The sequence below is a fragment of the Pseudomonas sp. P4795 genome, from assembly GCF_048822895.1.
GTDB lineage: Bacteria > Pseudomonadota > Gammaproteobacteria > Pseudomonadales > Pseudomonadaceae > Aquipseudomonas.
In genome coordinates, this window is record NZ_JBMFBT010000001.1 from 636,339 (window position 1) to 663,271 (window position 26,933).

Sequence of the window (26,933 nt, forward strand, 5' to 3'; positions counted from 1 at the left end):
TTGCCTGACAAGGAGTGGCGCTGCATGGAAATAGAACAATTCGGCTACAAACAGGAGTTGAAACGCAGCCTGACGCTGACCGACCTGGTGGTCTACGGGATGATCTTCATGATCCCCATCGCCCCGTTCGGCGTGTATGGCTACGTCAACGCCGAGGCGCCGGGGATGGTGCCGCTGGCCTATATCATCGGCATGGTCGCGATGCTGTTTACCGCGCTCAGTTACGGCAGCATGGCCCGCGCATTTCCGATTGCCGGCTCGGTGTATTCCTACGCCCAGCGTGGCTTGAATCAACACGTCGGCTTCATCGCCGGCTGGCTGATGCTGCTCGATTACCTGCTGATTCCGCCGCTGCTCTACGTCTATGCGGCGATGGCGCTCAACCATTTGTACCCGGACATTCCAAAAGTCGGCTTCATTCTGGCGTTCCTGGTCAGCGCGACTTTCGTCAACCTGCGCGGGATCACCTTCACCGCGCGCATCAACATCGTGTTTCTGCTGGCGCAATTGGTGGTACTGGGGATTTTCCTGTTCTACGCCTGGAACGCGCTGCACAACGGTGGCGGCAACGGGGAACTGACGCTGGCGCCGCTGTATCACCCGGAAACTTTCAACTTCGCCCTGCTGATGCAAGCGGTGTCGATTGCAGTGCTGTCGTTCCTCGGCTTCGATGCGATCTCCACGCTCGCTGAAGAGATCAAGGGCGATCCGGGCCGCAGCGTCGGCAAAGCGGCGCTGATCACACTGCTGGTGATGGGCGTGATCTTTGTCGCGCAAACCTGGATCGCCACCGATCTGGCAGCGGGCATGGGCTTCAAGTCGGCTGACACTGCGTTTTATGAAATCGCCGAAATCGCCGCTGGCAGTTGGCTGGCGTCCCTGACCGGCATCGCCACGGCGTTGGCTTGGGGTGTGGCGGTGGCAATCACCTCGCAAGCGGCGGTTTCGCGCCTGCTGTTCGGCATGGCCCGCGACGGCAAGCTGCCGAAAGTGCTGGCCAAGGTCCATCCGAAACACAACACGCCGTACCTGAGCATCTATCTGGTGGCGGTGCTGTCGCTGGTGATCTGCTACCTGTTCATCAACTCGGTGGACACCCTGACCTCGCTGGTCAACTTCGGCGCCCTCAGCGGTTTCATGCTGCTGCACCTGACCGTGATCAATTACTACTGGCGCCGGCAGAAATCCGGCCAGGTCATTCGGCATCTGATCTGCCCGGTGGTCGGCTTCATCATCGTCGCGGCCATCATGTACAACATGGGCGTCGATGCGCAGAAGCTCGGCCTGATCTGGGTGGCGCTGGGTCTGGTGTATCTGTTCTTCCTGAACAAGCTCGGCGCGAATACCGCGCTGCCTGACCCGAGCAATGGCTGACAAGAAAAAGAGCGGCGTCTGACATCAAATCAGGCGACCGCCGATTTAATGCGTGGCAACCGACAGTGATAGTCAGGTTCGGCGAATTCGCCGGACCCTTTGATACAGGAGTGCATCCATGCTGGTCTTACGCCCAGTCGAGCCAACCGACCTGCCGCAACTGCAACAACTGGCCCGCGACAGCCTGGTCGGCGTCACGTCGCTGCCGGACGACAGCGAGCGCCTGCGCGAGAAAATCGCCAGTTCATGCGCGTCGTTCGATAGCGAGGCGAAGGCGCAAGGCCCGGAGAACTACTTCTTCGTACTCGAAGATCTGGATAGCCAGAAACTTGTCGGTTGCTCGGAAATTCTCGCCACCGCCGGTTTTAACGAACCGTTCTACAGCTTGCGCAACCGCCACTTCACCAGCGCCTCGCGCGAACTGAATATCGAACACGGCGTGCCAGCACTGTCGTTGTGTCACGACCTCAGCGGCCACACGCTGCTGCGTGGTTTTCACATCGACGCGGGGCTGGTGCGTACGCCGTTTTCCGAACTGCTGTCGCGCGCACGCCTGCTGTTCATCGCAGCACACAGCGGACGCTTTGCCGACGCGGTGATCACCGAAATAGTCGGTTACAGCGACGAGAACGGCCATTCGCCGTTCTGGGATGCGCTGGGCAAACACTTCTTCGATCTGCCCTACGTCGAGGCCGAGCGTCTGTGCGGATTGCAGAGCCGGACCTTTCTCGCCGAACTGATGCCGCAGTATCCGATTTACGTGCCGATGCTGCCTCAGGCTGCACAGGACTGCATTGGCGCCGTCCATCCCGATGGCCAAGAGGCCTTCGACATCCTGGAGCGCGAGGGTTTCGAGACCAACAGCTACATCGACCTGTTTGACGCCGGCCCGACCTTGTATGCGCGCACTGCGAACATTCGCTCGATCGCCAAGGGCCAGACGGCAACCGTCGATCAGCAAGCAACAATCGATGCTCGCGGTCGCTACTTGTTGAGCAATGACGGGCTGCATGGCTTTCGCGCGATCGTCGCCGAACTCGATTACCAGCCCGGCCAACCGCTGGCCCTGACCCCGGCACTGTGCGCGGCGCTGCACGTGACCGATGGCAGCACGATCCGGCTGGCCTCGCTGTGAAACGCGCCCCGATCCAACGACAGTGCCCGAGCAGGCGCGCAAAAGGAGTTGCAGCATGATTGTCCGTCCGGTTCTCGTCAGCGACCTGCCAGCTTTAATGACGCTGGTGCAACAGGCAGGCCCGGGGTTCACCACCCTGCCGGCCAACGAAGATCGCCTGGCCCACCGGGTACGCTGGGCGCAGCGCGCCTTCGCCGAACAGGTCGAACGTGCCGACGCCGACTACCTGTTCGTGCTCGAAGACGACGAACAGCGTGTGGTCGGCGTCAGCGCGATGGCCGGCGCCGTGGGTCTGCGCGAACCCTGGTACAACTATCGCGTCGGGCTGACCGTCAGCTCGGCGCCGGATCTGGGCATTCAGCGGCAGATCCCCACGCTGTTTCTCAATAACGAACTGACCGGCCAATCGGAACTGTGCTCGCTGTTCCTGCGCCACGACCAGCGCCACGGCAGCAATGGGCGCTTGCTATCGCTGGGACGGCTGCTGTTTGTCGCCGAATTTCCGCAGCTGTTTGGCGAGAAAATGATTGCCGAATTGCGTGGCAGCGCTGACGAGCTGGGTTGTTCGCCGTTCTGGGACAGCCTCGGTCGGCACTTCTTCCAGATGGATTTCAGCCACGCCGATCATTTGTCCGGGCTGGGCAACAAATCCTTCATCGCCGAACTGATGCCGCGTCAGCCGCTGTACACCTGCCTGCTCACCGAACAGGCACAAGCGGTGATCGGCCAGCCGCACCCCAACACCGAACAAGCGCTGAAAATCCTTCAGGCCGAAGGTTTCGCGCACAAAGGCTACATCGACATTTTCGACGGCGGTCCGGTGATCGAAGCGCCGATCCGCAACATCCGCACCGTGCGCGACAGTCTTGAACTGACTCTCAGCGTGGGCACCCCGGACGATCAGGCGCCGCTGTGGCTGATCCATAATCGGCGCCTGGAAAACTGCCGCATCACCGTCGCCGCCGCGCGTCGGGTCGGCAGCAGTCTGGTGATCGACCGCCTGACCGCCAAACGCCTGCAACTGCAACCGGGCAACTCGGTGCGCGCGGTGTTGTTACCCAATCAACAGCAGCACGCCGTGGCGGCCTGAGCACCGCCACGCAAATTCGTCATGATCCTTGCCCCTTTCGCGTGATAGCCTTTTCATCCTTCGGCGTTGACACCTTTGTTCAAGCCTTTCCATTCCTTCGTATGGTGGAACTCGTATGTCCAGGCTTTCTCATCAAGATTTGCGCCGTAACTTCCGTCAACTGCTGGCGTCCGACACCTGCTACCACACGGCTTCGGTGTTCGACCCGATGTCGGCGCGCATCGCCGCTGACCTCGGTTTTGAAGTAGGAATTCTGGGCGGCTCGGTAGCCTCGTTGCAGGTGCTGGGCGCGCCGGACTTCGCTTTGATCACCCTCAGCGAATTCGCCGAACAGGCCACGCGCATTGGCCGTGTCGCGCAATTGCCGGTGATCGCCGACGCCGACCACGGTTATGGCAACGCGCTCAACGTGATGCGCACCATCGTCGAACTCGAGCGCGCCGGTGTCGCAGCCCTGACCATCGAAGACACCTTGCTGCCGGCACAATTCGGCCGCAAATCCACTGACCTGATTTCGGTCGCCGAAGGCGTTGGCAAAATCCGCGCGGCACTCGAAGCGCGGGTCGATTCGGAAATGGCCATCATTGCGCGCACCAATGCGGGCATTTTGCCGAACCAGGAAATCATCAGCCGCACCCGCCAATATCAGGCCGCCGGTGCTGACGGGATTTGCATGGTCGGGATTCAGGACTTCGATCAACTCGAACAGATCGCCGAACACCTGAGCGTGCCGCTGATGCTGGTGACCTACGGCAACCCTGCCCTGCGCGACGACAAGCGCCTGGCCGAACTGGGTGTGCGTGTGACGATTGATGGTCACGGCGCTTACTTTGCCGCGATCAAAGCCACGTACGACAGCTTGCGCGAACAGCGGCAGATGTTTGCCCAAGCCTCGGATTTGAGCGCTACCGAGCTGACGCATACGTATACCCAGCCTGAGGAATACATTCGCTGGGCCAAGGAATTCATGAGCGTTAAAGAGTGATGTATCGGCCCGGCTGACGCCATCGCTGGCAAGCCAGGCTCCCACAAATTCTGTGGCTGACCACGGATTGGTGGCTACCACCAACCCTGTGGGAGCTGGCTTGCCAGCGATGGGGCCCGCTGCTTCACCGCTAAGCTGGCGTGCTATACGCCTTTTCCCGCTGCATCGCGCGCATCTGAATCACATCCAGAATCGCGCAACCTTCGCGCATCAACAGATGCACCGCGCTGGTCACCCGCGTCAGATCACCATCGGAAATGCCCCGCAGGCTGAGACTGGAGAACGTGTCCGCCAGATCGCGCACGACAACAAACCGATAGTTGTGGGGTGATTTCGCTGGCGGTGTTCGGCTTTAGATCTGGCCCTCACCCTAGCCCTCCCGAAACGTCGGACCGCCCAGAGGTAGAGGGGACCGATCCGGGGATGCTCGGGACATTCATCGACCTGAATCTGCTTTACCGAAACCATAATCGACTCGGTTCTTCAGGTCGATGTACAACGCGAGACACCTCAGTCGGCTCCCTCTCCCTCGGGGCGGTCCGACGTTTCGGGAGGGCTGGGGTGAGGGGCTTTCAGGCTGTATCTCGTCACTGGCCCTTCGCCAACTCCATAATCATCCGCGACAACAGGTAAATCCGCGGCGCGACACTCTCGACCTCGGCATATTCCTCTGGCGTATGAATATTCCCGCCAACAATCCCGAACCCGTCCAGCGTCGGCGTGCCAACCCCGGCCGACAAACTCGCATCTGCCGCCCCGCCGCTGCCTTCTTCAGTCAGCTTGCGCCCCAGCTCGCCATAAATCCCCTGCGCCATCGCCATTAAGCGATCCGACTCCGGCGTCTGCGGCATCGGTGGCAGGCCGCGTTGCAGAGTGGTGGTCACGGTCGTGTCTGCAATCAATTTGTCCTGCGACACTCGCGCCAGATCCTTCTCGATCCGGTCGAACTCCTCGGGCACCGCCGCGCGCACGTCAGCCTTGGCGATTGCCTGATCCGGAATCACGTTGGTCCGGTCACCAGCCTTGAGCACGGTGAAGTTGATGGTGGTTTTCTTCGCCTCATCGCCAAGTTTGCCCAGTTGCAAGATCTGGTGCGCCGCCTCCATCGCCGCGTTGCGCCCCAGTTCCGGCGCGACCCCGGCGTGCGCAGCTTTGCCTTTGACTTCGACCAGCGCCGTAGCACTGCCCTTGCGCCACACCACCAGTCCGTCAGCCGGACGCCCCGGCTCAAGATTAAGGGTCACGTCGTGCAGCTTGGCGGTGTTCTTGATCAGGTCGGTTCCGACGTCCGAGCCGGTTTCTTCACTGGCGTCGAGCAGGAAAGTGATCTGCGCGTAATCCTTGAAGTCGAGATTCTTGAGGACTTTCAGCGCGTAGATCCCGGCGACGATGCCGCCCTTGTCGTCCATCACCCCCGGCCCATAGGCGCGGCCATCCTTGATGTGGAACGGGCGCTCGGCGGCAGAGCCTTCCTTGAACACCGTGTCCATGTGCGCCATCAGCAGGATTTTCGCCTTGCCGGTGCCTTTGAACGTGGCGAGGACGTGGTTGGTTTTTTCTGGAGTGTTGGGTACCAGTTCGATGGTCGCGCCGAGTTTTTTCAACTCGTCGATGGCGATGTCGCTGACTTTCTTCAGGCCCGCTTCATCGCCGGAACCAGAGTCGATATTGACCAGTTTCTCCAGCAGTTTCAGGGCTTCGGGTTTGTACTGTTCGGCGTCGGCCAACACTTGCTTGTGCGGCTCGGCGAAGGCGCCAGAGGCGGCGAAGGTGAGCGTCAGGCCGAGGCCGGCAGCCAGCAGGGAGCGCGGAAAATTGCACGTCATGAATCGATCCTTGTTTCGCGTCGGGGTACTCAACCGTACCCGACATCGCGCCAAGGCTCTATACCGGATGCGACCTCGCCAAGACCTAGACCGAACCGAGCACTTCAAGGCGTGGCGGGCTGTCGCTGCAGCAGATCACCCGATTGCGCCCGCCGGCCTTGGCTTCGTAGAGGGCCTGATCCGCGTCATTCAGCCAGCGCGTGGCATCGGTGTGGCCCGGATCGAGCGCAGCCAGCCCGATGCTCAAGCTGACTTTTAGCGCCGGGTTCTGATCGTAGCCGAGGACAGCGAAACGCTCGCGCAACGCCTCCATGGCTTGCGCTGCGTTGAACAGCGGCAGGTCTGGCAGGATCACGCAGAACTCGTCACCACCGTAACGCCCGGCGACATCGGCGGCGCGCAAGTTGTGCTTGAGCATTTTGCTGAGCTGGCGCAGGACGATGTCGCCCGCCACATGGCCGTAGGTGTCGTTGATGGATTTGAAATGGTCGATGTCGATCAGCGCAATCGCCGCGCCCTTCTGCTGGAGTCGGCAGCGCTGGAACTCGATTTCCAGCTGATCTTTCCACGCGCCGTGGTTGAGCAGACCGGTGAGGCTGTCGGTGCGGCTCAGCGCCAGCAGTTCACGTTTATGCACGCCGAGCGTGTAGGCCTGGCGGAAACAGATCCAGCCCAGCGCCAACGGATACAACATCAACAACGGCAGGCAAGCATACAGTTGCGCTGGCGTGGTCAGGGGCACAAACGCCGGCGCAAACACCACCAGCCCGACCGCAACACCAAGCACCTGTGCGGCTGTACCGGCCAGCAGAAAACGCGGACCGCCAATGGCGACGTTGTTCATCGCCATCATCGAAACGGTCATGGCACTGGGCAATGGATTGAAGTGCATGGCCGCCACCCAGAAGCCGCCCATAAAGGCGTCGATCAACAGATTACGGTGTTCGGCGTGAAAAGGAACTGCGGCGCGGCGCGCCCATTGAAATGCCAGATGCGGCCAGATCAGGCCATTGAAAAACATCAGTGCCCAGACCCACTTCGGCGGGTCGAGCGGGTACATCGCAACGCTCACGCACAACAGCCCCAGAACCAACCCGAGGATTCGCGACGTGTACAGCCTCCTGGCCAATGAAAGTCCCTTTCCTCCCGTTCTTGCCATAAGGGCCTCGAGCACTCAACGCAGCTGCGCATACCGGACAACGGATGTGCTGGGAGTCTAACAGGGCAACGTTAAATAGCCATCACCGGCCAGCGGGCGAAATACCTCGCCATCAGCACCGCCCACAGCACAAATCATTGGCTATACATGAAGTGAGCAAATCGGAAAAAACACTCTAAGAAGGAGGCGCATGCAGACCTATAAAGTGTTGATTATCGGCAGCGGATTCGGCGGCCAATGCGCGGCGGTCAACTTGCTCAAGGCCGGGATCGACGATTTTCGTTTGCTGGAGCGTCGCGACTTCTTCGGCGGCACCTGGTGCCAGAACACCTACCCCGGTGCTGCGGTGGATGTGCCCTCTCCGCTGTATTCACTGTCGTTCGCACCCTATCGCTGGACGCAAATGTTCGCCGGGCAGGCCGAACTGCAGCGTTACACCGAACATGTGGCCGAGCATTTCGGGCTGCGTGAGCGTGTGGAGCTGGAGGCCAACGTCGAGCGTGTCGAGTGGGACGAGAGCAAGAAACACTGGACCGTGCACACCAGCGCCAAGGGAATTTTTTATGCGCAGTTCCTGATCAACGCCAGCGGGCCACTGAGCCAACCGGTGATCCCACGCTTCGCCGGGCAGGATCGCTTTCAAGGCAAGACCTTTCATACAAACAATTGGGATCACAGCTACGACTATCGGGGTAAACGCGTAGCGATTGTCGGCAGTGGTGCCAGCGCCGCACAGGTGATTCCGGCAATTGCCGCCGATGTCGAACATCTGCACGTGTTCCAACGCACGCCGCACTGGGTGCTGCCGCGTGCCGACCGCACCTTCGGCCGATTTCAGCGCTGGCTGCTGGGACTCAAACCGGCCTACAAGCTGCTGCGCTGGATGATCTACTGGCAGTTCGAAACCCGCGTCATTGCCTTCAAATATTCGAAACCGGCGATCCATATGGTGCAGCGCCAGGCGCTGAAATTTCTCAAACACCAGATTCCTGATGCCGAACTCCAGCAAAAACTCACGCCGGACTTCACTATCGGCTGCAAACGGGTGTTGGTTTCCAGCACTTACTACCCGGCGCTGACCCGCCCCAACGTGAGTCTGCACAACCGCGAACAAGGCATCGCCGCGATCGACGAAACCGGCCTGATCACCACCGACGGCAAGCACATCGATGTCGATCTGATCGTGTGGTCGACCGGTTACGACGCCACCGACGGGGTGATTTCCTACCCGGTCAGCGGAAAAAACGCCGTGCAACTGCGCGACGTCTGGGCGCAATACCCACGCGCCTACCTCGGCACCAGCCTGCCGGATTTTCCCAACCTGTTTATCGTCACCGGGCCGAACACCGGCATTGGCCACACTTCGGCGCTGTTCATCATCGAATCGCAGATGAACTACATCCTCGACTGCATCCGCACCGTGCAGGCAAAAGGCTTGCGCAGCATTGAAGTTCGCCGCGAGGCAGAACGTACCTACACTGCAATGATCCACCGAGAGATGGAACGCACAGTCTGGAAAACCGGTGGCTGTCACAGTTGGTATCAAAGCAGGAGCGGTCATGTGATCGCGATGTTTCCGGGCTTCAGTTTCAGCTACCACCGCTTGACCCGGGCGCTGAAACCGGCCGACCACATTCTGTCCTGAACACGTAGAAGGAAAACGTCAGATGCTTTTGCTGTTTGTGGCTATCGCGGTTTTCGCGGCCTGGAGCTGGTTGACTTACCCGACCATCGGCCACTGGCTCTATGACTGGAGCATGGCTGCCGAGGCCAGGCTGTACCGGCTGCACAAGATTGAGGTACCGATCGCCGAGATGACGGTATCGACCTGGCAAGGTGGGCCGTACGAGGCGTCGAGCACGATCTTGATGCTGCACGGCTTCAGCGCCGACAAGAACCTGTGGCTGCGCTGCGCCCGGCATTTTGTCGGCCAGTACCGAGTGATCATTCCGGACCTGGCCGGCCACGGTGAAACCGGCTTCAAGGCTGGCGGCGGTTACGACATCGCCGTGCAGGCCAAACGCATGATCCAGTTGCTCGACGTGTGCGGCGTGGAAAAAGTCCACGTTATCGGCAACTCGATGGGCGGCTACATTGCCGCCTGGCTGGCGGCGACCTATCCCGAGCGCATCGCTTCGCTGGCATTGATCGACCCGGCTGGCGTCACCGCCCCGGAACCGAGCGACATGGAGCGTCATCTGGCGCGCGGGCACAATCCGTTCCTGATCAACTCACGCGAAGAATTCCGCAATTTCTACGCCATGACCATGGCCACGCCACCTTGGGTGCCCGGTCTGGTGCTCGATGCTATGGCCCAGCGTTATGAGCAGCAGCGCGACGAACTGGAAGAAATATTCCGCGATTTTCGCGCCAGCCCGCCGATGGAACCAAAGCTGCCCAACATCAAATGCCCGGCGCTGTTGCTGTGGGGGCGTAAGGATCGCTTGATCGACGTCAGCAGCGTGCCGGTGTGGAGCAAGGGCATCGCCAATTTGCGCGTCGATGTTTGGGACGGCGTCGGGCACATGCCGATGGTCGAGCAACCGGCCAGCACCGCGCGCTTGTACCGCGAGTTTCTTGGGGAAAATTCCCGCGAGGTCGTGTGATGGATCAGTCGTTGGCAGAATGAAGTTCGTAGGATTCTTCGTTTGCCCGCGTGGGCGAAGGCTGCGATCTTTTCCCACATCCTTTACGTGACCGTGCCAGGAATTTTTTTCATGACCGCGCAGCCTTTCGTCAGCCCCGACCTGATCCGCCAACGCTTCTCCAAAGCGATGTCCGACATGTACCGCGAAGAAGTGCCGCTGTACGGCGCGCTGATGGAATTGGTGGAAAAAACCAACCGTGAAGTGCTCGAACGCGAGCCGCAGATCGCCCGGCAGCTGCACAGCACCGGCGAAATCGAGCGTCTGGACATGGAGCGCCACGGCGCAATCCGCGTTGGCACCGCCGCAGAGTTGGCCACCCTCGCCCGCCTGTTTGCGGTGATGGGTATGCAGCCGGTGGGCTATTACGATCTGACTCCGGCGGGTGTGCCGGTGCATTCCACGGCATTTCGTGCGGTGCATGAGGATGCGTTGCAGGTCAGTCCGTTTCGAGTGTTTACCTCGCTGTTGCGTCTGGAATTGATCGAAGACCTTTCGGTTCGGGAGTTCGCTGAATCCGTGCTGGAAAAACGGTCGATTTTTACCGAGCGAGCACTGCAATTAATCGAGCGTGCCGAGAATGCTGGCGGGCTGGTCGATATAGAGGCTGAGGACTTCGTCTTACAGGCGCTGGAGACTTTTCGCTGGCATCACAGCGCAACCGTCAGCGCCGCGCAGTACCAAACGCTGAGCGCTCAGCATCGCCTGATCGCCGATGTGGTGGCGTTCAAAGGCCCGCACATCAATCATCTGACGCCGCGCACGCTGGACATCGACATCGTGCAAGCGCAGATGCCGCTGCATGGCATCACGCCCAAAGCGGTGATCGAAGGCCCGCCGCGTCGGCAGTGTCCGATTCTGCTGCGCCAGACCAGTTTCAAGGCACTCGATGAGCCGATTGCTTTCACCGATCAGACAAAAACTCGCGGCAGCCACAGCGCGCGCTTCGGCGAAATCGAACAACGTGGCGCGGCGCTGACGCCCAAGGGCCGCGCGCTGTATGACCGTTTGCTGAATGCTGCGCGGGATGAACTCGGTGAGTTTCCCAATGAAGCCAACGCCGCACGTTACAACGCGTTGATGAGTCAGCATTTCAGCGAATTTCCTGACAGCCTTGAGGGAATGCGCGAACAGGAACTGGCGTACTTTCGCTATTTCGTCACCGAAAAGGGCTTGGCGGCGGCTCGGACGGGTACTGCATCGCTGCAGGAATTGCTTCGCGATGGCCGTGTGAAAGCTGAGCCGCTGGTGTACGAAGATTTCCTGCCAGTCAGCGCAGCGGGGATTTTTCAGTCCAACCTCGGAGACGCGGCACAGACACACTACGGCGAGCACTCCAATCGCCAGGCATTCGAAACGGCGCTGGGCCGTTCGACTATTGATGAGTTAGGACTGTATGCCGAGACGCAACGACGCTCGATAGAGAAATGTTTGTCCCACTGAAAGAATCGCAGCCTTTGGAGCTGCCGCAGGCTGCGATCTTTTGGTCTTTAACGACTCAACCCAACTTCGCCAAAAGCGCCTTGGCAGTAGCCTCCGAAGAAGCCGGATTCTGCCCCGTCAGCAGCAACCCATCCTCAACCGTATAACTGGCCCAATCCTCAGCCTTGGAATAAACCCCACCCTTGGCCTTCAGCTCATCCTCCACCAGAAACGGCACGACATTCGTCAACTGCACCGCCTCTTCTTCGGTGTTGGTGAAGCCAGTCACACGCTTGCCTTTTACCACCGGCTGACCATCGGCACCCTTCACATGGCGCAACACGCCCGGCGCGTGGCACACCGCCGCAACCGGCTTCCCACCAGTGTGAAACGCCTCGATCAGCGCAATCGAATGGCGGTCTTCGGCCAAGTCCCATAGAGGCCCGTGGCCGCCCGGATAGAACACTGCATCGAATTCCTCAGCCTTCACCGTATCGAGCTTGACCGTGGCACCCAACGCCTGCTGCGCAGCCGAGTCCTTGCGAAAACGCTCGGTGGCTTCGGTCTGTGCATCCGGCTCGTCACTCTTCGGATCCAGCGGAGGCTGACCACCCTTCGGCGAGGCCAGGGTCATCTGCGCACCGGCATCCTTGAACACGTAATACGGTGCGGCAAACTCCTCCAGCCAGAAACCGGTTTTCTTGCCGGTATCGCCCAATTGATCGTGGGACGTCAGCACCATCAGGATTTTCATGTCGTTCTCACTCGGTTGAGGAATGTGTCAGTGATTGACCGTCAGCCTTGGGAAATCGTTCGATGATAGCGCCGGGCCATACTGCGCAAGAAGTTGCGCAGTACCCCGTAATAAAACATCCCATAAAATCGCTACAGGCCTTACGCTGCAAGGCCTGTAGCCAAGTGCGCAAGAAGTTGCGCAGTGCTTCGCGCAATTGCGCAACTTCTTGCGCACTTTTCGCCTGACCGCTGATCAAAAAACGATCAAAATCCTGCGCCGAAGCCACGAAGTCCCCGTCTGACAGGCACTTCGTCAAAGTTGGCACGCTCCTTGATAACAGTTCAGCCACCCACCGGGCGATTTCGCCTCCGGGCACTCTCAATTTCAGCAAGGAGCACACCCATGGCTACACCAGCGTACATGTCGGTTACCGGCGAAAAACAAGGCCTGATCACTGCCGGCGCTTTCACCGCTGACTCCGTTGGCAACACCTACCAGGAAGGTCACGAAGACCAGGTCATGGTTCAGGCGTTCAGCCACGACGTAATCATCCCGCGTGACCCGCAATCCGGTCAGCCAACCGGTCAGCGCGTGCACAAGCCAGTTGTGATCACCAAGGTCTACGACAAGGCTTCGCCACTGCTGCAAGCTGCTCTGACTTCGGGCGAGCGCATGAGCGAAATCGTTATCCAGTGGTTCCGTACTTCGGCTCAAGGTACTCAAGAGCACTACTACACCACCAAACTGGAAGACGCGATCATCGTCGCCATCAACAACAAAATGCACAACTGCCAGGATCCAGGCAACTCGCACTTCACCCACCTGGAAGAAGTGCAGTTCACCTACCGCAAAATCACCTGGACCCACGAAGTATCCGGTACTTCGGGTTCCGATGACTGGCGTGCTCCAGTCGTTTAATTACGGCTGATCGCTTCACACATCGGCCAGCTCTGCTGGTCGATGTTGTTTACGCCCCTCCAGAATTTCGCGTACGTTGACCCGCTTTGCGGTGGTCGACGAGCGCCGCTGTACAGCACGAGGAACAAGGGATGTTCGCGCCGGCCAATGAAACCCATTTTGCTCTGACCATCGAAGGTCTTTCCGTCGACTTTCAGGTGTTTTCCCTGCAAGGCCGGGAAGCCATCAGCCAGCCTTTTGTGTTCGAGGTGGAGCTGGTCAGTGAGCAGCCGTCGCTGGACCTCGAAACCCTGCTGCACAAACCGGCCTTTTTGCAGCTGTCGCCCGACGGCAGCGGCATTCACGGCCAGATCTACCGCGCCGCGCAAGGCGATTCCGGCAAGCGCCTGACGCGTTACGCCGTGACCCTGCGCCCGCAGTTGTCGTACCTGGCGCACCGGGTCAATCAGCGGATTTTCCAGAACCTCACGGTGCCGAAAATCATCGGCATGGTGCTGGAAGAACACGGCATTCAAAGCAACGCCTACGCCTTCCAGACCGGTTCGATCTACCCCGAGCGCATCTACTGCGTGCAGTACGACGAATCCGACCTGCATTTCATCCAGCGCCTGTGCGAAGAAGAAGGTATTCACTACCACTTTCAGCACAGCGCCACGGCGCACAAACTGATTTTCGGCGATGACCAGACGGTGTTCCCGAAACTCAAGCCAGTGGCCTATCAGCAAGACTCGGGCATGGTCGCCAGCGACCCGGTGATCAAGCGTTTCGACCTGCGCCTGGAAACCCGCACCAGCCGCACCACGCGCCGCGATTACGACTTCGAAAAACCGCGCATCACCCTCGAAAGCGAAAACCGTGGCGACGCCCTGCCCGACCTCGAAGACTACGACTACCCAGGGCGTTTCATCGACCGCGAGCGCGGCAAACACCTGGCCAAACGCGCCCTCGAACGCCATCGCAGCGACTTCCAGTTAGCCGAAGGCAAAAGCGATCAGCCACTGCTGGTCAGCGGCCACTTTCTCGCGCTGACCGAACACCCAAAAGCCAAGTGGAACGACCTGTGGCTGCTCACCGAAATCCTGCACGAAGGCAAACAGCCGCAAGTGCTGGAAGAGTCGGTGACCAGCGACACCACGGCGCTGAAAGACGATTTCCATCAGGGCTACCGCAACCGTTTCCAGGCCACGCCATGGGACGTACCCAATCGCCCGCCGCTCAATCACCCGAAACCGCGCATCCTCGGCAGCCAGAGCGCTGTGGTCACCGGCCCCAAAGGTGAAGAGATCCACTGCGACCAGTACGGCCGCGTCAAAGTGCAATTCCACTGGGACCGCGAAGGCCAGGCCGACGACAAAACCAGCTGCTGGCTGCGCGTCTCCAGCGCCTGGGCCGGCGCGCAATACGGCGGCATCGCCATCCCGCGCATCGGCATGGAAGTCCTCGTGACCTTCCTCGAAGGCGACCCCGATCAACCGCTGATCAGCGGCTGCCTGTACCACAAGGAAAACACCGTCCCCTACGCCCTGCCGGCGAACAAGACGCGCAGCACCTTCAAAACCCTCAGCTCGATGGGCGGCGGCGGCTTCAACGAACTGCGCATCGAAGACAAAAAAGGCCAGGAACAAATCTTCCTGCACGCCCAGCGCGACTGGGACGAAAACATCGAGCACGACCAGAAAATTCGCGTCGGCAACGAACGGCACGACACCGTCGAAAAGAACAGCTACACGGAATTCAAAGCCGAAGAACATCACACGGTGTATGCAGATCGCAAGGTCGAGGCGCAGGCCAGTGATCACCTGACGGTGGGTGTGAATCAGCACATCAAGATCGGCACCGGACAGTTCATCGACGCGGGTCAGGAAATCCACCTGAGCAGCGGCATGAAAGTGGTGATGGAGGCTGGCGCTGAGTTGACGCTGATTGGCGGGGGGAGCTTTATCAAGATCGATGCCGGCGGCGTGACCATGAGCGGGCCGGTTATCAACATCAACTCCGGTGGTGGGCCGGGTAGCGGGACTGGCGCAGCCCCACTGATGCCCGGCGCACTGAAACAGGCCGACGCCGACAAGGCCGGCGCTGTCCTGACCCCGGCCCAGATCAACACCCTCAAACGCAATGCTCCGTTCTGTGAAGAGTGTGAAAAATGCAAGGCAGGTGCCTGTGCCATCTGAACGACTGACACCCAAGGAATGGCTGGCGCAACAGCCACTGCAAAAAGATCAGCGCCTGTACCTGATCATTAGCGCGGCGAGTGATGCTCAACCTCTCAAGTCCTTTTATCAGCAGGACAATGCACCACAACTACAACCTATTTGGGGGGGAACGCCTTACGCCAACTGGCAACCGGTAATGCCCTACCTCGCAGAAATTGCCCCCAACGCAGACTTCCTGCAGTGGATCGCTGAAACCGATGCGATGGATTGGGGCTGGCTCGCCGTGTCCAAGAGCGCTCCGGATCCAGTGTTAGAACACCTGCGCAGCTTGACTCAAGTGCGCATGCCCGATACTACAGAAGTGTTTTTCCGATTCTGGGACGGCCGGCACATCTATCCGATCATAGAAGCATTGGGAACCGCAGCCGGGGAAATCTTACCGGTATTTGAACGTTACCTGATCAATGGCCAAAACCTTGAAGTCGGCCAAAGAGCCGTGTCTCCGGCAAAAGAATGGCCTTGGTGGGAGGTGCCTCAAACGCTACTGGATCTTCTCGCGAAAAAAGATCACACCACGGTTGTCGAGAACCTGATGCAGTGGTTGGCGGAGGAATGCCCAGAGCTGTACTACGAATTCCCTGAAGCCAACCTGCGTAGAAAGGTCGAGCGCTTCGTACGCCAAAACCCAAATATAGAAGACATAGCAGAGCAACTCGCCTCCCAGCTGACAAAGGAAGTCACGTCATGAATACCCCGATTGGTACATTGGTCCTGCGCGTGCTGGACGCCAAAACACCTGACGTGAGCCTGATTCTCAACGACTTCAAGAACTGTCTGAGTGACTACAAAAACTGGGCCGACGGTTTTTGGACCGGCTGGGCACTGGATGTTGACCAGACATTCAAAGTCGGCAACGAAGTCAGCGTATCCGAGCGAAAAACCAAGACAGGCGCAGTGGAAACTTACGCGACCTGCCCGCTGGTGGGTGACTTCACACTGATTCACATGTTCGAATCGGCGCGCTTCGTGCCTATTGGCAACACTCCGGTGAAACTGGAGCCGGTCACCAAAGGCACGTTCTACGACGACGTTACGGGACCAGTCATTGAAACCATGATTGGCCCGAGTGGCATCAAGGTCGTAGAGGGCTGCAAGAAAGGTCAGACCTATCGCATTACTTTTTTCCCGAACGTGTCTCAGAGCAACGTCAAGGCGCTCTACGACTCCTATCAAGGCGTTATCGGCAAACTGGAAGGCTGGCTGCAAAGCGAATGGTCGAGCAAGTTTCAGCCCCAATGGACCAGCTATTCGGCGGCGGATCGCACCGGACGCTCGGTCATTTTGCTCAAAAGAGCGCTGGAAGGTTTTGAAAAGGCCCTGCTGAGACTATGGGACGACATAAAAAGCCTGTTCGACTTGCTCGCCAACCCTCAGAAAAACTACCAACAGCTAAAAAAATATCTGTCTGACGTCGAGATCGACAAGCTGTACTCCGCCTCCAAAGAATCCATCGCTTCAGGCTTGCTGATCCTCAGCGACGAGCCGCTGATGTTCATCTACGTCTCCGCCATTGTTGCTTGGGTCGGCATGCTGCCGCCGCAGGTTGTTGTCGACGTGATGACTGCCATCGCCTCGGAATTCCTGATCAACGTACTGGTAGGCATCTGCCTGACAGGTGGCGCCGGGCTGGCGGTGAGAGCGGGCACCAAAGTCCTCTCTGCTGTCAAATCCGGAGAAGCCATCAAGTACCTTGAAGACCTTGCGTCGACCTTGATGACACTCAGCAACAAACACGCCCTGCCCGCCCATGCTGAAGTGTCGAAGCCAATTATCGCCAGCGCTAAAAATGTGCCGATGAAGCCTGCCAAAATCGCAGCGCTGAAAATCGATGAAGCGACCACCGAAGCGCCAAAGGTTGGCTCACTGAAAGCTGAACCCAAAAGCCATGTAGAGGGCCTGCCGCCAAAAAAACAACTGCCTAAAACTGCTGATACTCCGAAACAGAAAGTCAACGACGCCTCTTCATTCCCAAGGGACAAGAAAAAAAACCACTCCACTCTGCAACCTAAAGAAAAAGTCGACGACGCTCCTGATCAGTCCAAGACACCCGATGACAAAAGCGCCACCTGCGCGAAGAAGACCTGCACCAACGGCTGCCCCGTCTCGATGGTCACCGGCGAAGAACTTCTAACAATTACCGATGGCGAATTTGGCGGTCTGGTGCCGTTCAGTTGGACCCGCCTCTACCGCACCAGTGCAGCGGAAATTGATTGTGGGCTTGGCTTTGGCTGGAGTCATGCCCTCGCCCAGCGGGTGGACATCAATGATGATGAGGTCGTCTGGACCGATCACGAAAATCGTGTAACCACATTTCCTCTTCCCAGCGTACAGCGACCGGCAATCACTAATAGTCTTTCGGAAGCGGCTATCTTTATAGGCGCCGATCCTTCCGAATTGGTGCTGACACAGGCAGGCGAGCGCCCCCGGTTCTACCATTTCAGATTCAACAGCAAAGGCGCGACGCTGATCGCCATCAGCGACAACTACGACAATCGCCTGCACATCACCCGTGACATCCATGGTCGAATCAAGCGAGTGGATAACGGGGCCGGTCGAGCACTTCTGGTTCGGTACGACCGCAAACACATCGTCGCCATCGACTACCAGCAATTCGTCCCGGCAGACAACCTGGAAGACGCCTGGAGCACTGTCCAGACGGTGGTCTCGTACGAGTACGACACTCAGCAACGCTTGATCAAAGCCACGAATGCTGCCGGTGAGTCTGAGCATTACGCCTACAACAACCAGAACGTCATTCTCGAACGAAAACTCGCTGGTGGCGCCAGTTTCTATTGGGAGTGGGAAAAGGAAGGCAAGTCGGCGCGTTGCGTCCATCACTGGGCCAGCTTCTCGCAAATGGATGCGCACTACGTCTGGGATGACAAAGGCAGTGTCACCGTTACCAATGCTGATGGCAGCGAAGAGGTCTATACCCACGATGATAAGGCTCGCCTGGTTGCCAAAGTTGACCCGGATGGTGCGGAACACCTCAAGGCTTATGACGACAAGGGCCGGTTGATCGCCGAAAAAGATCCACTCGGCGCTATCACGGAGTACCAATACAACGACGCAGGTCGATTGGTTGCGGTGATACCGCCGGAAGACACCCCGACCACGTATGAGTATTACCACGGCTACGTCCGCGTGGTGAATCGCGGCCAAGCCAAGTGGATTTATTGGCGCAACGACCAAGGCGATATCACCGAGCAGGTTGATCCGGATGGTAATTCAACGCATTACAGCTATGACAGCCAAGGTCGCTTGCTGGAGATCAGGCATCCGGACGGCAGCCGCCATCAGTTGGGCTGGAACAACCTAGGCCAACTGCTGGAAGAGCGTCTGCCCGACGGCGGGCAGCGCAAATATCGTTATGACGTACTCGGCCGGCAGATCACGCGCCAGGCAGAAACCGGAGCCATCACCCACTACCAGTGGGACGCTGCCAACCGATTGGCGCAAATTACCCTGCCCGGTGGCGCCACTCGTGCTTTCACCTACAACCCGTATGGCCGTGTCACTGCCGAGCGCGACGAACTGGGTCGTGTCACTCGCTACGAGTATGCCGACAACCTGCACCTCGTTAGTCGCCGCATCAATCCAGACGGCAGCCAGTTGCGCTATCGCTACGACAACTCACGTCTGCTGCTCACCGAAATCGAAAACGAGCGCGGTGAGCACTATCACCTCGACTATTTCCCGAATGGCCTGATCCAGCAGGAAACCGGGTTCGACGGTCGTCGCACCGCTTACGAGTACGACCTTAATGGCCAGTTGGTCAAAAAAAGCGAGTTCGGCGACGACGGCAGTGAACTGCTGACCGAGTATCAACGTGACGCCGCCGGCCGCCTGCTGGTGAAGACTTTGGCCGATGGCGAGGAAATCCACTACAGCTACGACGCCCTCGGTCGTCTGGTCAATGTCGACGACGGCCATTGGCCGCTGGCTTACGAGTACGACGTACAAGACCGCCTCATCACCGAACACCAAGGCTGGGGCACCACGCGTTACGAATACGACAGCGTCGGGCAGCTCAGTCACTGCCGCCTGCCGGATGGCAGCACACTCGATTATCGCCACCAACCGGGCGGTCATCTGGGCAGCATCGACCTCAATGGCTCACGCCTGACCACCCACCAGTTCACTGCTGGCCGTGAACAACAGCGTCAACAGGGCTTGCTGCTTAGCCAATACCAATACGACGACCAGGGTCGCCTGCAAGCGCACAGTGTCAGCCAACGCGAAAAAAATCTGTTCCAGCGTCGCTACAATTACGACGCCAGCGGCAACCTCGCCGGCATCGACGACAGCCGAAAAGGCAACCGCAGCTACCACTACGATCCACTTGATCGCCTCATCAGCGTGCGTGGCGCAACGCCGGAAACCTTCGCCCACGACCCGGCGGGTAATCTGCTCGGCCAGACCGACATGCCTGTCGCCAATCTGGCGAACGTCAAAGGCAACCGCCTGCTGATGCAGGGCGACCGCCACTACGACTACGACGCCTACGGCAACCTGACCCGCGAACGGCGCGGCGCGAACCAGAAACTCGTCACTGAATATCAGTATGACTGCCAACATCGCCTGATCGGCGTAAGTCTGCCGGGGGGTAGTACCGCGTCATACAGATACGATGCCTTCGGCCGCCGTATCGAAAAAACCGTCGACAGCCATACCACCGAATTCCTGTGGCAGGGCGAACGTCTGATCGCCGAGAGCGCCGACAACCGCTATCGCACCTACATCTACGAACCCGGCAGCTTCCGCCCCTTGGCGATGCTCGACGGCGAGGGTCCACTAAAGGCCACGCCGTTCTACTACCAACTCGACCACCTCGGCACTCCGCAGGAACTCACCGACTACAGCGGCGAGATCATGTGGTCGGCAAAATACCGCGCCTACGGCAACCTTGCAGCGCTCGACGTATGCGAAATCGACAACCCGCTTCGCTTCCAGGGTCAGTATTTCGATGCTGAGACGGGGTTACACTACAACCGCCATCGCTACTACAACCCGGGAACTGGACGTTTTTTGACGCCGGATCCGATCAAGCTCGCGGGTGGGCTGAACAACTATCAGTACGTGCCTAATCCTACGGGGTGGGTGGATCCATTGGGATTGAGCAGCAACTGCCCTGACTCAGAAAAATGTAAAATTCCAGTTGAGCCGCCGTCTAGCCCATCAGGATCAAGCGTTGATGCAAGAGAAGGCAACCCTCCTGACGCTTCTAGTCGGAAGCATAGGCCTGGGCCAAGCAATGTAAACCCCAAAGATATCAATTTCACTCAACCTGGGGTAAACAAAAATGGACAGGATTACGAACAAATGATGCGCAACGGCACTTGGGATTGGAACAGAGAAGGTTCCACGATCCGGGTGATGGAAGTTGATGGACAGCTTGTATCTTATGACAACCGACGATTGAGGGCCGCTCAATTGGCTGAGCTAGAGACTATACCTATCGAAATTGTTTCGGCTCAAGACATCATGCCCGGATCGAAAAAAACTTGGGAAAAAGCCTTTAGCCTCAGAAGAAATGAGCAACGGAACTGGGTAGACGGCAAGCCAGCGCCGGCTACAGGTATCAAAGATCTACCAAAAATCAACGACTAGGTAGTTATAAAATGTTCCACAACGACCGAGAAAAAATACAAGCGGACTGGCAAGAAGAGATGTACCCGAAATCCGACTCAATAATGATTAAAAATGGATTTTATTGCCTGTTTGAAAGCCCTGGGCGTGAAAAGAAAATTAAAAACAAGACGTGGATACCCGCACTAGATTTTGGGTCAACAACCAGCATAACCTGTGAAGGTCTCGCGACCATTTCCACTACAGAGGATTCGGAGGGAAACGTCATCCACTGCGGTGAGTGCTTAGCGTCTGGGGAGGATGGTTTCGTCGCGATGACTAATAAAAACACTGATGAACTAATTTGGTTGATCGTACTAAGCAACACTAACCCGTTCCAGAAAATAGAATTTAGCCAAGACTGTATACTTGCCACTTCCTCAAACGGTACAACGTTGACGATTCCCCAGGACCGTCCAGACAACCTATTCATCGATTGGAGCTAAAGACGACAGACTCCCTCACCTTTCTGGCTACGGACGAAAAGAGGGACAACTTTATTGTTAAATAGAGGAAAAGGAGGAAAGGGGAAAAATTTATTTTCTAACTGAAAAATAAATCTGTCCCGAATGGCAGTCCGCTATCAACATGATGACGGCACTGTCGATACGAGTGCACTCGGTACATTGAAAACTAAATCTGCACAAGTGACCTACGCTGGCTTTGAGAAGTTTGATACTGGTTCTGAAGCGAGGAAAGCATTCCAGGTTAAGGGGCCCGAGGTGGGTCCTGACAGTAACGGTAAAGGCTCGTGGAGTGATGCACGTCTAAGAGGAGAGTTTGATGCGTTACAACTCTACACAGATGGGTAGCCTGATGCCCGAACGCCATTCTGGAAGGGTGACGAGGATAAAACCAAGCTGGAACCATTCGCTGACGCGTATCCAGCATATGGCGAAGGTGGTGCACAACAGATTCCCACAAACAGCAGAGTCATACATTTCGACAAAGTTGAGATCCTACCGGAGAAACAGTGAAAGACTACTTTATTTTAGCGAAGAAAGACCGTCCATCAGAAAACCCTCACGACTCGGACTGGCCAAAATTTATTGCGTACTGCTACGAGCATAAATGTTTGTTATTTTCAGCAGGAAAAGGCCATGGACTATCGGGGTTTGAGTTACCGGAGGCTGAAGCCTCCGACCCTGAATGGACACCTTTATTCATCGAACTAAACGCACTCTGGATACTAGATTGTCTAAAAACCTCACCCCCCCCAACACTAAATGATTTCACCAAAGCACTTGAAAAACTTCACATTCCAATCATTAAATTTACAGGTTTAAATAATTAATTAAACTTCATCCAAATGATCAAAAAGCAAACTTCGACAAAGTCGGCAAACTCCCGAAAAACAATGAGAGCCTTTTACATAATTGCCAAAAATGATTTGGAACCAGATTTCCCGCATAGCTCAAGCTGGCCAAAAGTTATAGGCTACTCATTCACAGATAAGTATTTTTATCTATCGGAAGGTAAAGGCCATGGATTCGCCGCGAACGACATGCCTGAATCAAAAGCGAAGCGGCCAGAGTGCCTTGAAACATTTTCAACCCTAAATGCGCTATGGTTTCTAGATCTAATCAACAACACAACCTTTACAACCGAAGAAGAGTTTGCTGATAGAGTAACGGCAATAATCGGTAGTGTGGACAAGATAAATTTTTGAAAAAAATAATAACAACCAAAATAACAGAGAAAGGGGGACAAGAAAGGGCCACTCGGGGACATTCGTGCAGCCGGGACGATCGAACTAACGCATTAAATGCACTACTTTTCCTACAAATAATTAGATCCGCTACCTTTGCCACGAATTAAAAAATAATCTCACACTAATTAATATTAACCCTCTCCAACTCAGACTCCAAATACCAGATAGTTGGTGTGGTGAGCAAGCGCAGTTACGAGTACGCTTAAGCGTACAGCCAGATATTGCTAACTCGCCGCTAAAAGCTGAGGAGAATTTCTTGTATTATGCGATATCTCTTCGATCATCCGGCACCAAATCACCGATAAAAGGTGATTCTTCAGTCAAACATCACCCTTCATTAAAATGGGTCGAAATCAAACCGGAAAACTTACATGTCTGAGACTAAATATAGCAGATTACCCCACGCCGGAGATTTTGAAAAAAAAGCTGGTATCGAGATTATTTATCTCTCACCAAAACCAGTACCGACAGGTCTTCCACCTTTCAGCAGTCGTCAACTACATCGAGAGGCTAATGACACATTTCTCGATTTTGCAGTGGGCCGCGGAAACTTTGAGTTTATGTCGCGAGTCGGCATTGGCGTGGTGATGTTTTTCATCATTTTTCTATTTATAGCAACTGGCTATCTGTCTTGGAGTAGAAGGCGATTTGAGCCGTTTCTTCAAAGCTGGTGGGAGTTTTTTTCCGGGCCGGTAGTTTGGACCATCGTGTTAACTTTAGCTTTTTTATACCTAGTAGTTTTTTATTTATCAGTTCGTCAAATTACAGTGCCCCCCCCCGATTCGATTTAATCGTGAACGACGGGAGGTGGCTTTTGTTCCGATAAGAGGCAGTAGCCCACGATATGTATCGTGGGAAGACACTATCGCCTGTGTCTCTTCTGGAACATTAGTAACGCAATATGCTGTCTTACCTGAATTCAAACTAATGATCGGGCTTCGCGATAAAGACACGGGTGATCTACTATGGTCCTCCGTTTCAAGCGGAAATTTAAGTTCTGCTATATCTGAGTGGGAGGCAATACGCGCATATATGGAAGAAGGCCCCTCAGCGTTACCACAGCAACAATCGGATGAACTTGAAGAAGGAAGCGTCGCTTTCTTCCATTTATGTCGTCGAACCTATCGCAAAGAACACTCCATTCCTCGCTATATCTGGGGTTTTTTGATAATTCAGCTTTTTAGTGGATGGACTTTACCTTGCTACATTTCGGGGTGGGTTAATAAACGACCTAAAGCAGGTTTCCCCAAGGAAATATTGCAGTGGTCAAAGCCACTGCCTTCCAGTCGGCATGTAAAGCCGAGTGAGGAACTTTTACGTGAAAGCGCCGAGGTTCGTGAGGCGTTATCAAGAGGCCAGACATTACTCGACTACTTCAACATCAAATTTTCCACATCAGAATAGCAAACAGAAAACAATCCTCACTGAAGTTTTGGGAATGGGGAGCATTTACGCAGACAAAGGAAAAAATTTATTCCGGTTAAATAAATGTTTTCCCTTTGGTTAGTTTAAGCTTTTCAAACAAGAAGACTTGGCAATTTTCGATGCTTAATAGATTACTGCAAAGTAGAATAGGCACATCTGAATGGCCAACTAGCAATCGCTCGTATAGAACGACTGATCCTATCGACCCAAATTCAAGAAAGCCTAATTGCAACAAACTTAATGACATCCGGCCTCGTCGACGCCCAATTAAAAATTTATCAACAGGAGCCCTGCGAGGTTATGGAGAACCCGGGGCAAGTTCAGCATTAACAAGTTCTTTTATACCAATGGCAGCACTATTTTTCCAAGCCAGGAACTTCAAAGAGGCATATGATACTTGGGACAAACTGACCAGCAACTTCACCATTAAAGAAGACGTCGTTTTCTATGGCGCATTTTCTGGAGTCATGTCTGCAGCATTGTCTGTCTACCAGAACGCGTACATAGCGTTAGTAGACAAGGGGTTTAAAGCCACTGTCGCCGCTACAGGGGGCAAAGGTGGTGCGCTGTTCATGGTAAAACTCGGTAAATTAGGTCTTGGTCTGGGCGAATTGATAGCTCCGATTGGTCTCTTGAGTTCAATCGGAACTACGTTAGATAACTGGATCAAATGGACTGACGCGCTACTCACGGGAACAGGGGGGGGGGGGGGGGGAAGCTGGAGCTTTGATGGCATTCACTGGCAACATGGGCAATACAGCAACTATGGCTCTCACTACTGTTAGATCGGTTCGAGACATAAGCTCAGTTGGCCGTATCTTTGTAACTACACCCAAGGCGGAGCGAGTAGTGGCCATTCGAAGAGCATGGGGAACGAAAGGGGTTCGATTTTTAAGCTTTTCATCACGACTGACTCCGTGGTCGCTTGGTTTCACTGCATTACAACTCGGTGGCGAGTCTCTGTACAATTACTTCAATCTCGACGATCAGCAGCGCTGGATGCTCAACTGCTGCTGGGGAATGGACGATAAAAATTGGGATATGCCAAAGCACGCGCAAGGATTAGCTGAAGCAAACTTACGCCCAGTCATTGTTGATGCTGGGATTATAAAAGACAAAAATCGTACGCAAGCCATTCGCACTATAGGAATTTCCCTACCAGGAGTTTCAATTGAAACCCTGAGCGAAAACCCCATCCGGTTTCAGGCTGAGCTCATATCTCCCGATGTCGACCACGAAAAGGACGTGAGCACGACATTATTGAAGAACCTCAAAATAACAACTACCGACCCTCTACTCTTGAAACTTGAAATTCCAGATGAATGGTGTAGCGAACAGTCTCAACTACAGCTGCGCTTGAGCGTCAAACCAGACGTGGCTGTAACCCCCTTAAAATCCGATGATAGCTTTTTGTTCTATCCGATATCCCTAAATTTCTCGGTTACTAACAAAGCACTTAAGGGTGAAACATCAGTCAAAATCAGTAAAACCTCGTTAAAATGGGATGAGATAAAAACGGAGACTCTACGTGCTTGAAAAAAAATACCAGCGCCTACCTCGTGCTGGCGACTTTGAACAGGAAAATGGCTTGAAGGTTATATACTTATCCCCAAAGCCAATACCTACTGGGGTACTCGCGGTAAGCGCTCGCGAGTTACATCAGAGCGCCAACCATACTTTTCTGGATTTTTCAGCTGGGCGAGGAAATTTTGAATTTATGGCGCGGATCGGCATAGGATCGATCATGCTGATAGTGACTTCACTTTTGTTATTCTCAGCGTTTGCTTCCTGGATCAGAAGAAACTCAGAACCCTTTTTTAGCGCTTGGGCGAATTTCTTTTTCAACCCAGTTATATGGCTCATAATCTTATCCATCGCTGCGCTTTACCTTTACTACTTCATAAAAATAGCCAATGACATTTCCTCACAACCTCCACTCCGGTTCAACCGAGAGCGCCGAGAAGTCGTTTACATTGCAAAAAAAGGACAAAAACCGCAGTACGTCCATTGGGAAGATGTCATTACTTGCATTTCCACCGGAAGACAAGTAACTCAATATGCAGCTACTCCAGAACACAAACTGATGATTGGTTTGCGGAACAATTCTAATGGAGATATTCTGTGGAGTATTATTCCGTGCGGCAGCTTCAACGCGGCGCTATCTGAATGGGAAACAGTTAGAGCTTATATGGAAAAAGGCCTTACAGCCTTGCCAAGGAATTACACTGACGACCTGGAAGAAGGATCAGTTGATTTTTTCCACCTGTGCCGCGAAAACTATCGTGAAAACCATTCGCTAGTACGTTATATATGGGGCTTCCTCACAATTCAACTATTTAGTGGATGGACTTTACCATGCTACATTTCTGCATGGATTAACAATCGACCGAAAGCTAGCTTTCCAACGGAAGTTATAGAATGGTCAAAAAGTATCTCAGCAATTGACCATGTGAAACCTAGCGAAGAACTGGTGAAAGAAAGTGAAAAAGCCCTTCAATTCTTTGCAAGCGGAAACACACTGCTGGATTACTTCAGAATTAAATCCTCCGACACTAACACGACCTCAGACACAGAGACTCAATAATGCCTGATGTAATTACAATCGCTTACCACGCACTGGAATGGAAAGGGGACAGATTTGAATGGCACTTACTTAACTGCTA

The 26,933-nt window shown here is 55.6% G+C and carries 21 protein-coding genes and 1 pseudogene; 18 read left to right on the forward strand and 4 right to left on the reverse strand.

The genetic code is table 11. The features are described from left to right. Positions 1-24: 24 nt before the first annotated feature. The 4 genes from ACOI8A_RS02825 (at position 25) to ACOI8A_RS02840 (ending at position 4,584) form a co-directional block, all read left to right on the forward strand. Positions 25-1,374 carry an APC family permease gene (locus tag ACOI8A_RS02825; protein ID WP_420649505.1) on the forward strand — a complete coding sequence of 450 codons (1,350 nt, stop codon included), beginning with the start codon at positions 25-27 and terminating at the stop codon, positions 1,372-1,374. Between the two features lie 118 nt (positions 1,375-1,492). Next, positions 1,493-2,509 (forward strand): arginine N-succinyltransferase, encoded by a 1,017-nt coding sequence (locus ACOI8A_RS02830; RefSeq protein WP_420649506.1) that lies wholly within the window; start codon positions 1,493-1,495, stop codon positions 2,507-2,509. A 55-nt stretch (positions 2,510-2,564) separates the two neighbouring features. Next, a complete protein-coding gene (astA, locus tag ACOI8A_RS02835) occupies positions 2,565-3,599 on the forward strand; it encodes an arginine N-succinyltransferase (RefSeq protein ID WP_420649507.1) in 1,035 nt (344 codons plus the stop codon). 115 nt (positions 3,600-3,714) lie between these two features. After that, positions 3,715-4,584, forward strand: a complete 870-nt coding sequence (locus ACOI8A_RS02840; protein ID WP_420649508.1) for an isocitrate lyase/PEP mutase family protein — start codon at positions 3,715-3,717, stop codon at positions 4,582-4,584. 130 nt (positions 4,585-4,714) lie between these two features. Here ACOI8A_RS02840 and ACOI8A_RS02845 read toward each other — a convergent pair. From ACOI8A_RS02845 to ACOI8A_RS02855, 3 genes and pseudogenes are all read right to left on the reverse strand, one after another. Continuing rightward, positions 4,715-4,903, reverse strand: a pseudogene (locus ACOI8A_RS02845) (hypothetical protein); the annotation flags it as partial. 268 nt (positions 4,904-5,171) lie between these two features. Continuing rightward, positions 5,172-6,410: a M20/M25/M40 family metallo-hydrolase gene (locus tag ACOI8A_RS02850; RefSeq protein WP_420649509.1), complete on the reverse strand. Its 1,239-nt coding sequence runs from the start codon at positions 6,408-6,410 to the stop codon at positions 5,172-5,174. Positions 6,411-6,495: 85 nt separating this feature from the next. Next, the gene (locus ACOI8A_RS02855; RefSeq protein WP_420649510.1) at positions 6,496-7,569 is read right to left on the reverse strand and encodes a diguanylate cyclase; all 1,074 of its coding nucleotides are present in this window, start codon (positions 7,567-7,569) and stop codon (positions 6,496-6,498) included. 190 nt (positions 7,570-7,759) lie between these two features. Here ACOI8A_RS02855 and ACOI8A_RS02860 point away from each other — a divergent pair, with 190 nt between their 5' ends. The 3 genes from ACOI8A_RS02860 to ACOI8A_RS02870 all read left to right on the forward strand — a co-directional run bounded on the left by ACOI8A_RS02860 (position 7,760) and on the right by ACOI8A_RS02870 (position 11,657). Then, positions 7,760-9,214: a flavin-containing monooxygenase gene (locus ACOI8A_RS02860; protein WP_420651264.1), complete on the forward strand. Its 1,455-nt coding sequence runs from the start codon at positions 7,760-7,762 to the stop codon at positions 9,212-9,214. A 22-nt stretch (positions 9,215-9,236) separates the two neighbouring features. Continuing rightward, positions 9,237-10,175, forward strand: a complete 939-nt coding sequence (locus ACOI8A_RS02865; RefSeq protein ID WP_420657631.1) for an alpha/beta fold hydrolase — start codon at positions 9,237-9,239, stop codon at positions 10,173-10,175. A 111-nt stretch (positions 10,176-10,286) separates the two neighbouring features. After that, entirely contained in the window at positions 10,287-11,657 is a 1,371-nt protein-coding gene (locus tag ACOI8A_RS02870; protein ID WP_420649513.1) for a VOC family protein, read from the forward strand. A gap of 55 nt (positions 11,658-11,712) precedes the next feature. Here the strand turns inward: ACOI8A_RS02870 and ACOI8A_RS02875 are convergent, their stop codons facing one another. Continuing rightward, on the reverse strand, positions 11,713-12,390 hold the full coding sequence (locus ACOI8A_RS02875) for a type 1 glutamine amidotransferase domain-containing protein (protein ID WP_420649514.1): 678 nt from the start codon (positions 12,388-12,390) through the stop codon (positions 11,713-11,715). 384 nt (positions 12,391-12,774) lie between these two features. On the opposite strand from ACOI8A_RS02875, the gene ACOI8A_RS02880 reads away from it, so the two are divergent. The 11 genes from ACOI8A_RS02880 to ACOI8A_RS02930 all read left to right on the forward strand — a co-directional run bounded on the left by ACOI8A_RS02880 (position 12,775) and on the right by ACOI8A_RS02930 (position 26,854). Then, complete coding sequence (locus ACOI8A_RS02880) at positions 12,775-13,290, forward strand: Hcp family type VI secretion system effector (protein ID WP_007919523.1); 516 nt, start codon at positions 12,775-12,777, stop codon at positions 13,288-13,290. A gap of 131 nt (positions 13,291-13,421) precedes the next feature. After that, positions 13,422-15,464, forward strand: coding sequence for a type VI secretion system tip protein TssI/VgrG (gene tssI / locus ACOI8A_RS02885; protein WP_420649515.1), 2,043 nt, complete (start codon positions 13,422-13,424; stop codon positions 15,462-15,464). Continuing rightward, the gene (locus ACOI8A_RS02890; RefSeq protein ID WP_420649516.1) at positions 15,454-16,194 is read left to right on the forward strand and encodes a DUF4123 domain-containing protein; all 741 of its coding nucleotides are present in this window, start codon (positions 15,454-15,456) and stop codon (positions 16,192-16,194) included. The genes tssI and ACOI8A_RS02890 overlap by 11 nt, the downstream gene beginning before the upstream one ends. Continuing rightward, complete coding sequence (locus ACOI8A_RS02895; protein WP_420649517.1) at positions 16,191-21,116, forward strand: RHS repeat-associated core domain-containing protein; 4,926 nt, start codon at positions 16,191-16,193, stop codon at positions 21,114-21,116. The genes ACOI8A_RS02890 and ACOI8A_RS02895 overlap by 4 nt, the downstream gene beginning before the upstream one ends. 11 nt (positions 21,117-21,127) lie before the next feature. Continuing rightward, positions 21,128-21,580: a hypothetical protein gene (locus ACOI8A_RS02900; RefSeq protein ID WP_420649518.1), complete on the forward strand. Its 453-nt coding sequence runs from the start codon at positions 21,128-21,130 to the stop codon at positions 21,578-21,580. Between the two features lie 527 nt (positions 21,581-22,107). Next, entirely contained in the window at positions 22,108-22,428 is a 321-nt protein-coding gene (locus ACOI8A_RS02905) for a hypothetical protein (protein WP_420649519.1), read from the forward strand. 788 nt (positions 22,429-23,216) lie between these two features. Continuing rightward, positions 23,217-23,636: a hypothetical protein gene (locus tag ACOI8A_RS02910; protein ID WP_420649520.1), complete on the forward strand. Its 420-nt coding sequence runs from the start codon at positions 23,217-23,219 to the stop codon at positions 23,634-23,636. A 16-nt stretch (positions 23,637-23,652) separates the two neighbouring features. Next, complete coding sequence (locus tag ACOI8A_RS02915; RefSeq protein ID WP_420649521.1) at positions 23,653-24,249, forward strand: hypothetical protein; 597 nt, start codon at positions 23,653-23,655, stop codon at positions 24,247-24,249. A gap of 368 nt (positions 24,250-24,617) precedes the next feature. Further along, entirely contained in the window at positions 24,618-25,055 is a 438-nt protein-coding gene (locus ACOI8A_RS02920) for a hypothetical protein (RefSeq protein ID WP_420657633.1), read from the forward strand. After that, the gene (locus tag ACOI8A_RS02925) at positions 25,000-25,806 is read left to right on the forward strand and encodes a hypothetical protein (protein WP_420649523.1); all 807 of its coding nucleotides are present in this window, start codon (positions 25,000-25,002) and stop codon (positions 25,804-25,806) included. The genes ACOI8A_RS02920 and ACOI8A_RS02925 overlap by 56 nt, the downstream gene beginning before the upstream one ends. Further along, complete coding sequence (locus tag ACOI8A_RS02930; RefSeq protein ID WP_420649524.1) at positions 25,799-26,854, forward strand: hypothetical protein; 1,056 nt, start codon at positions 25,799-25,801, stop codon at positions 26,852-26,854. The genes ACOI8A_RS02925 and ACOI8A_RS02930 overlap by 8 nt, the downstream gene beginning before the upstream one ends. Positions 26,855-26,933: the final 79 nt, after the last annotated feature.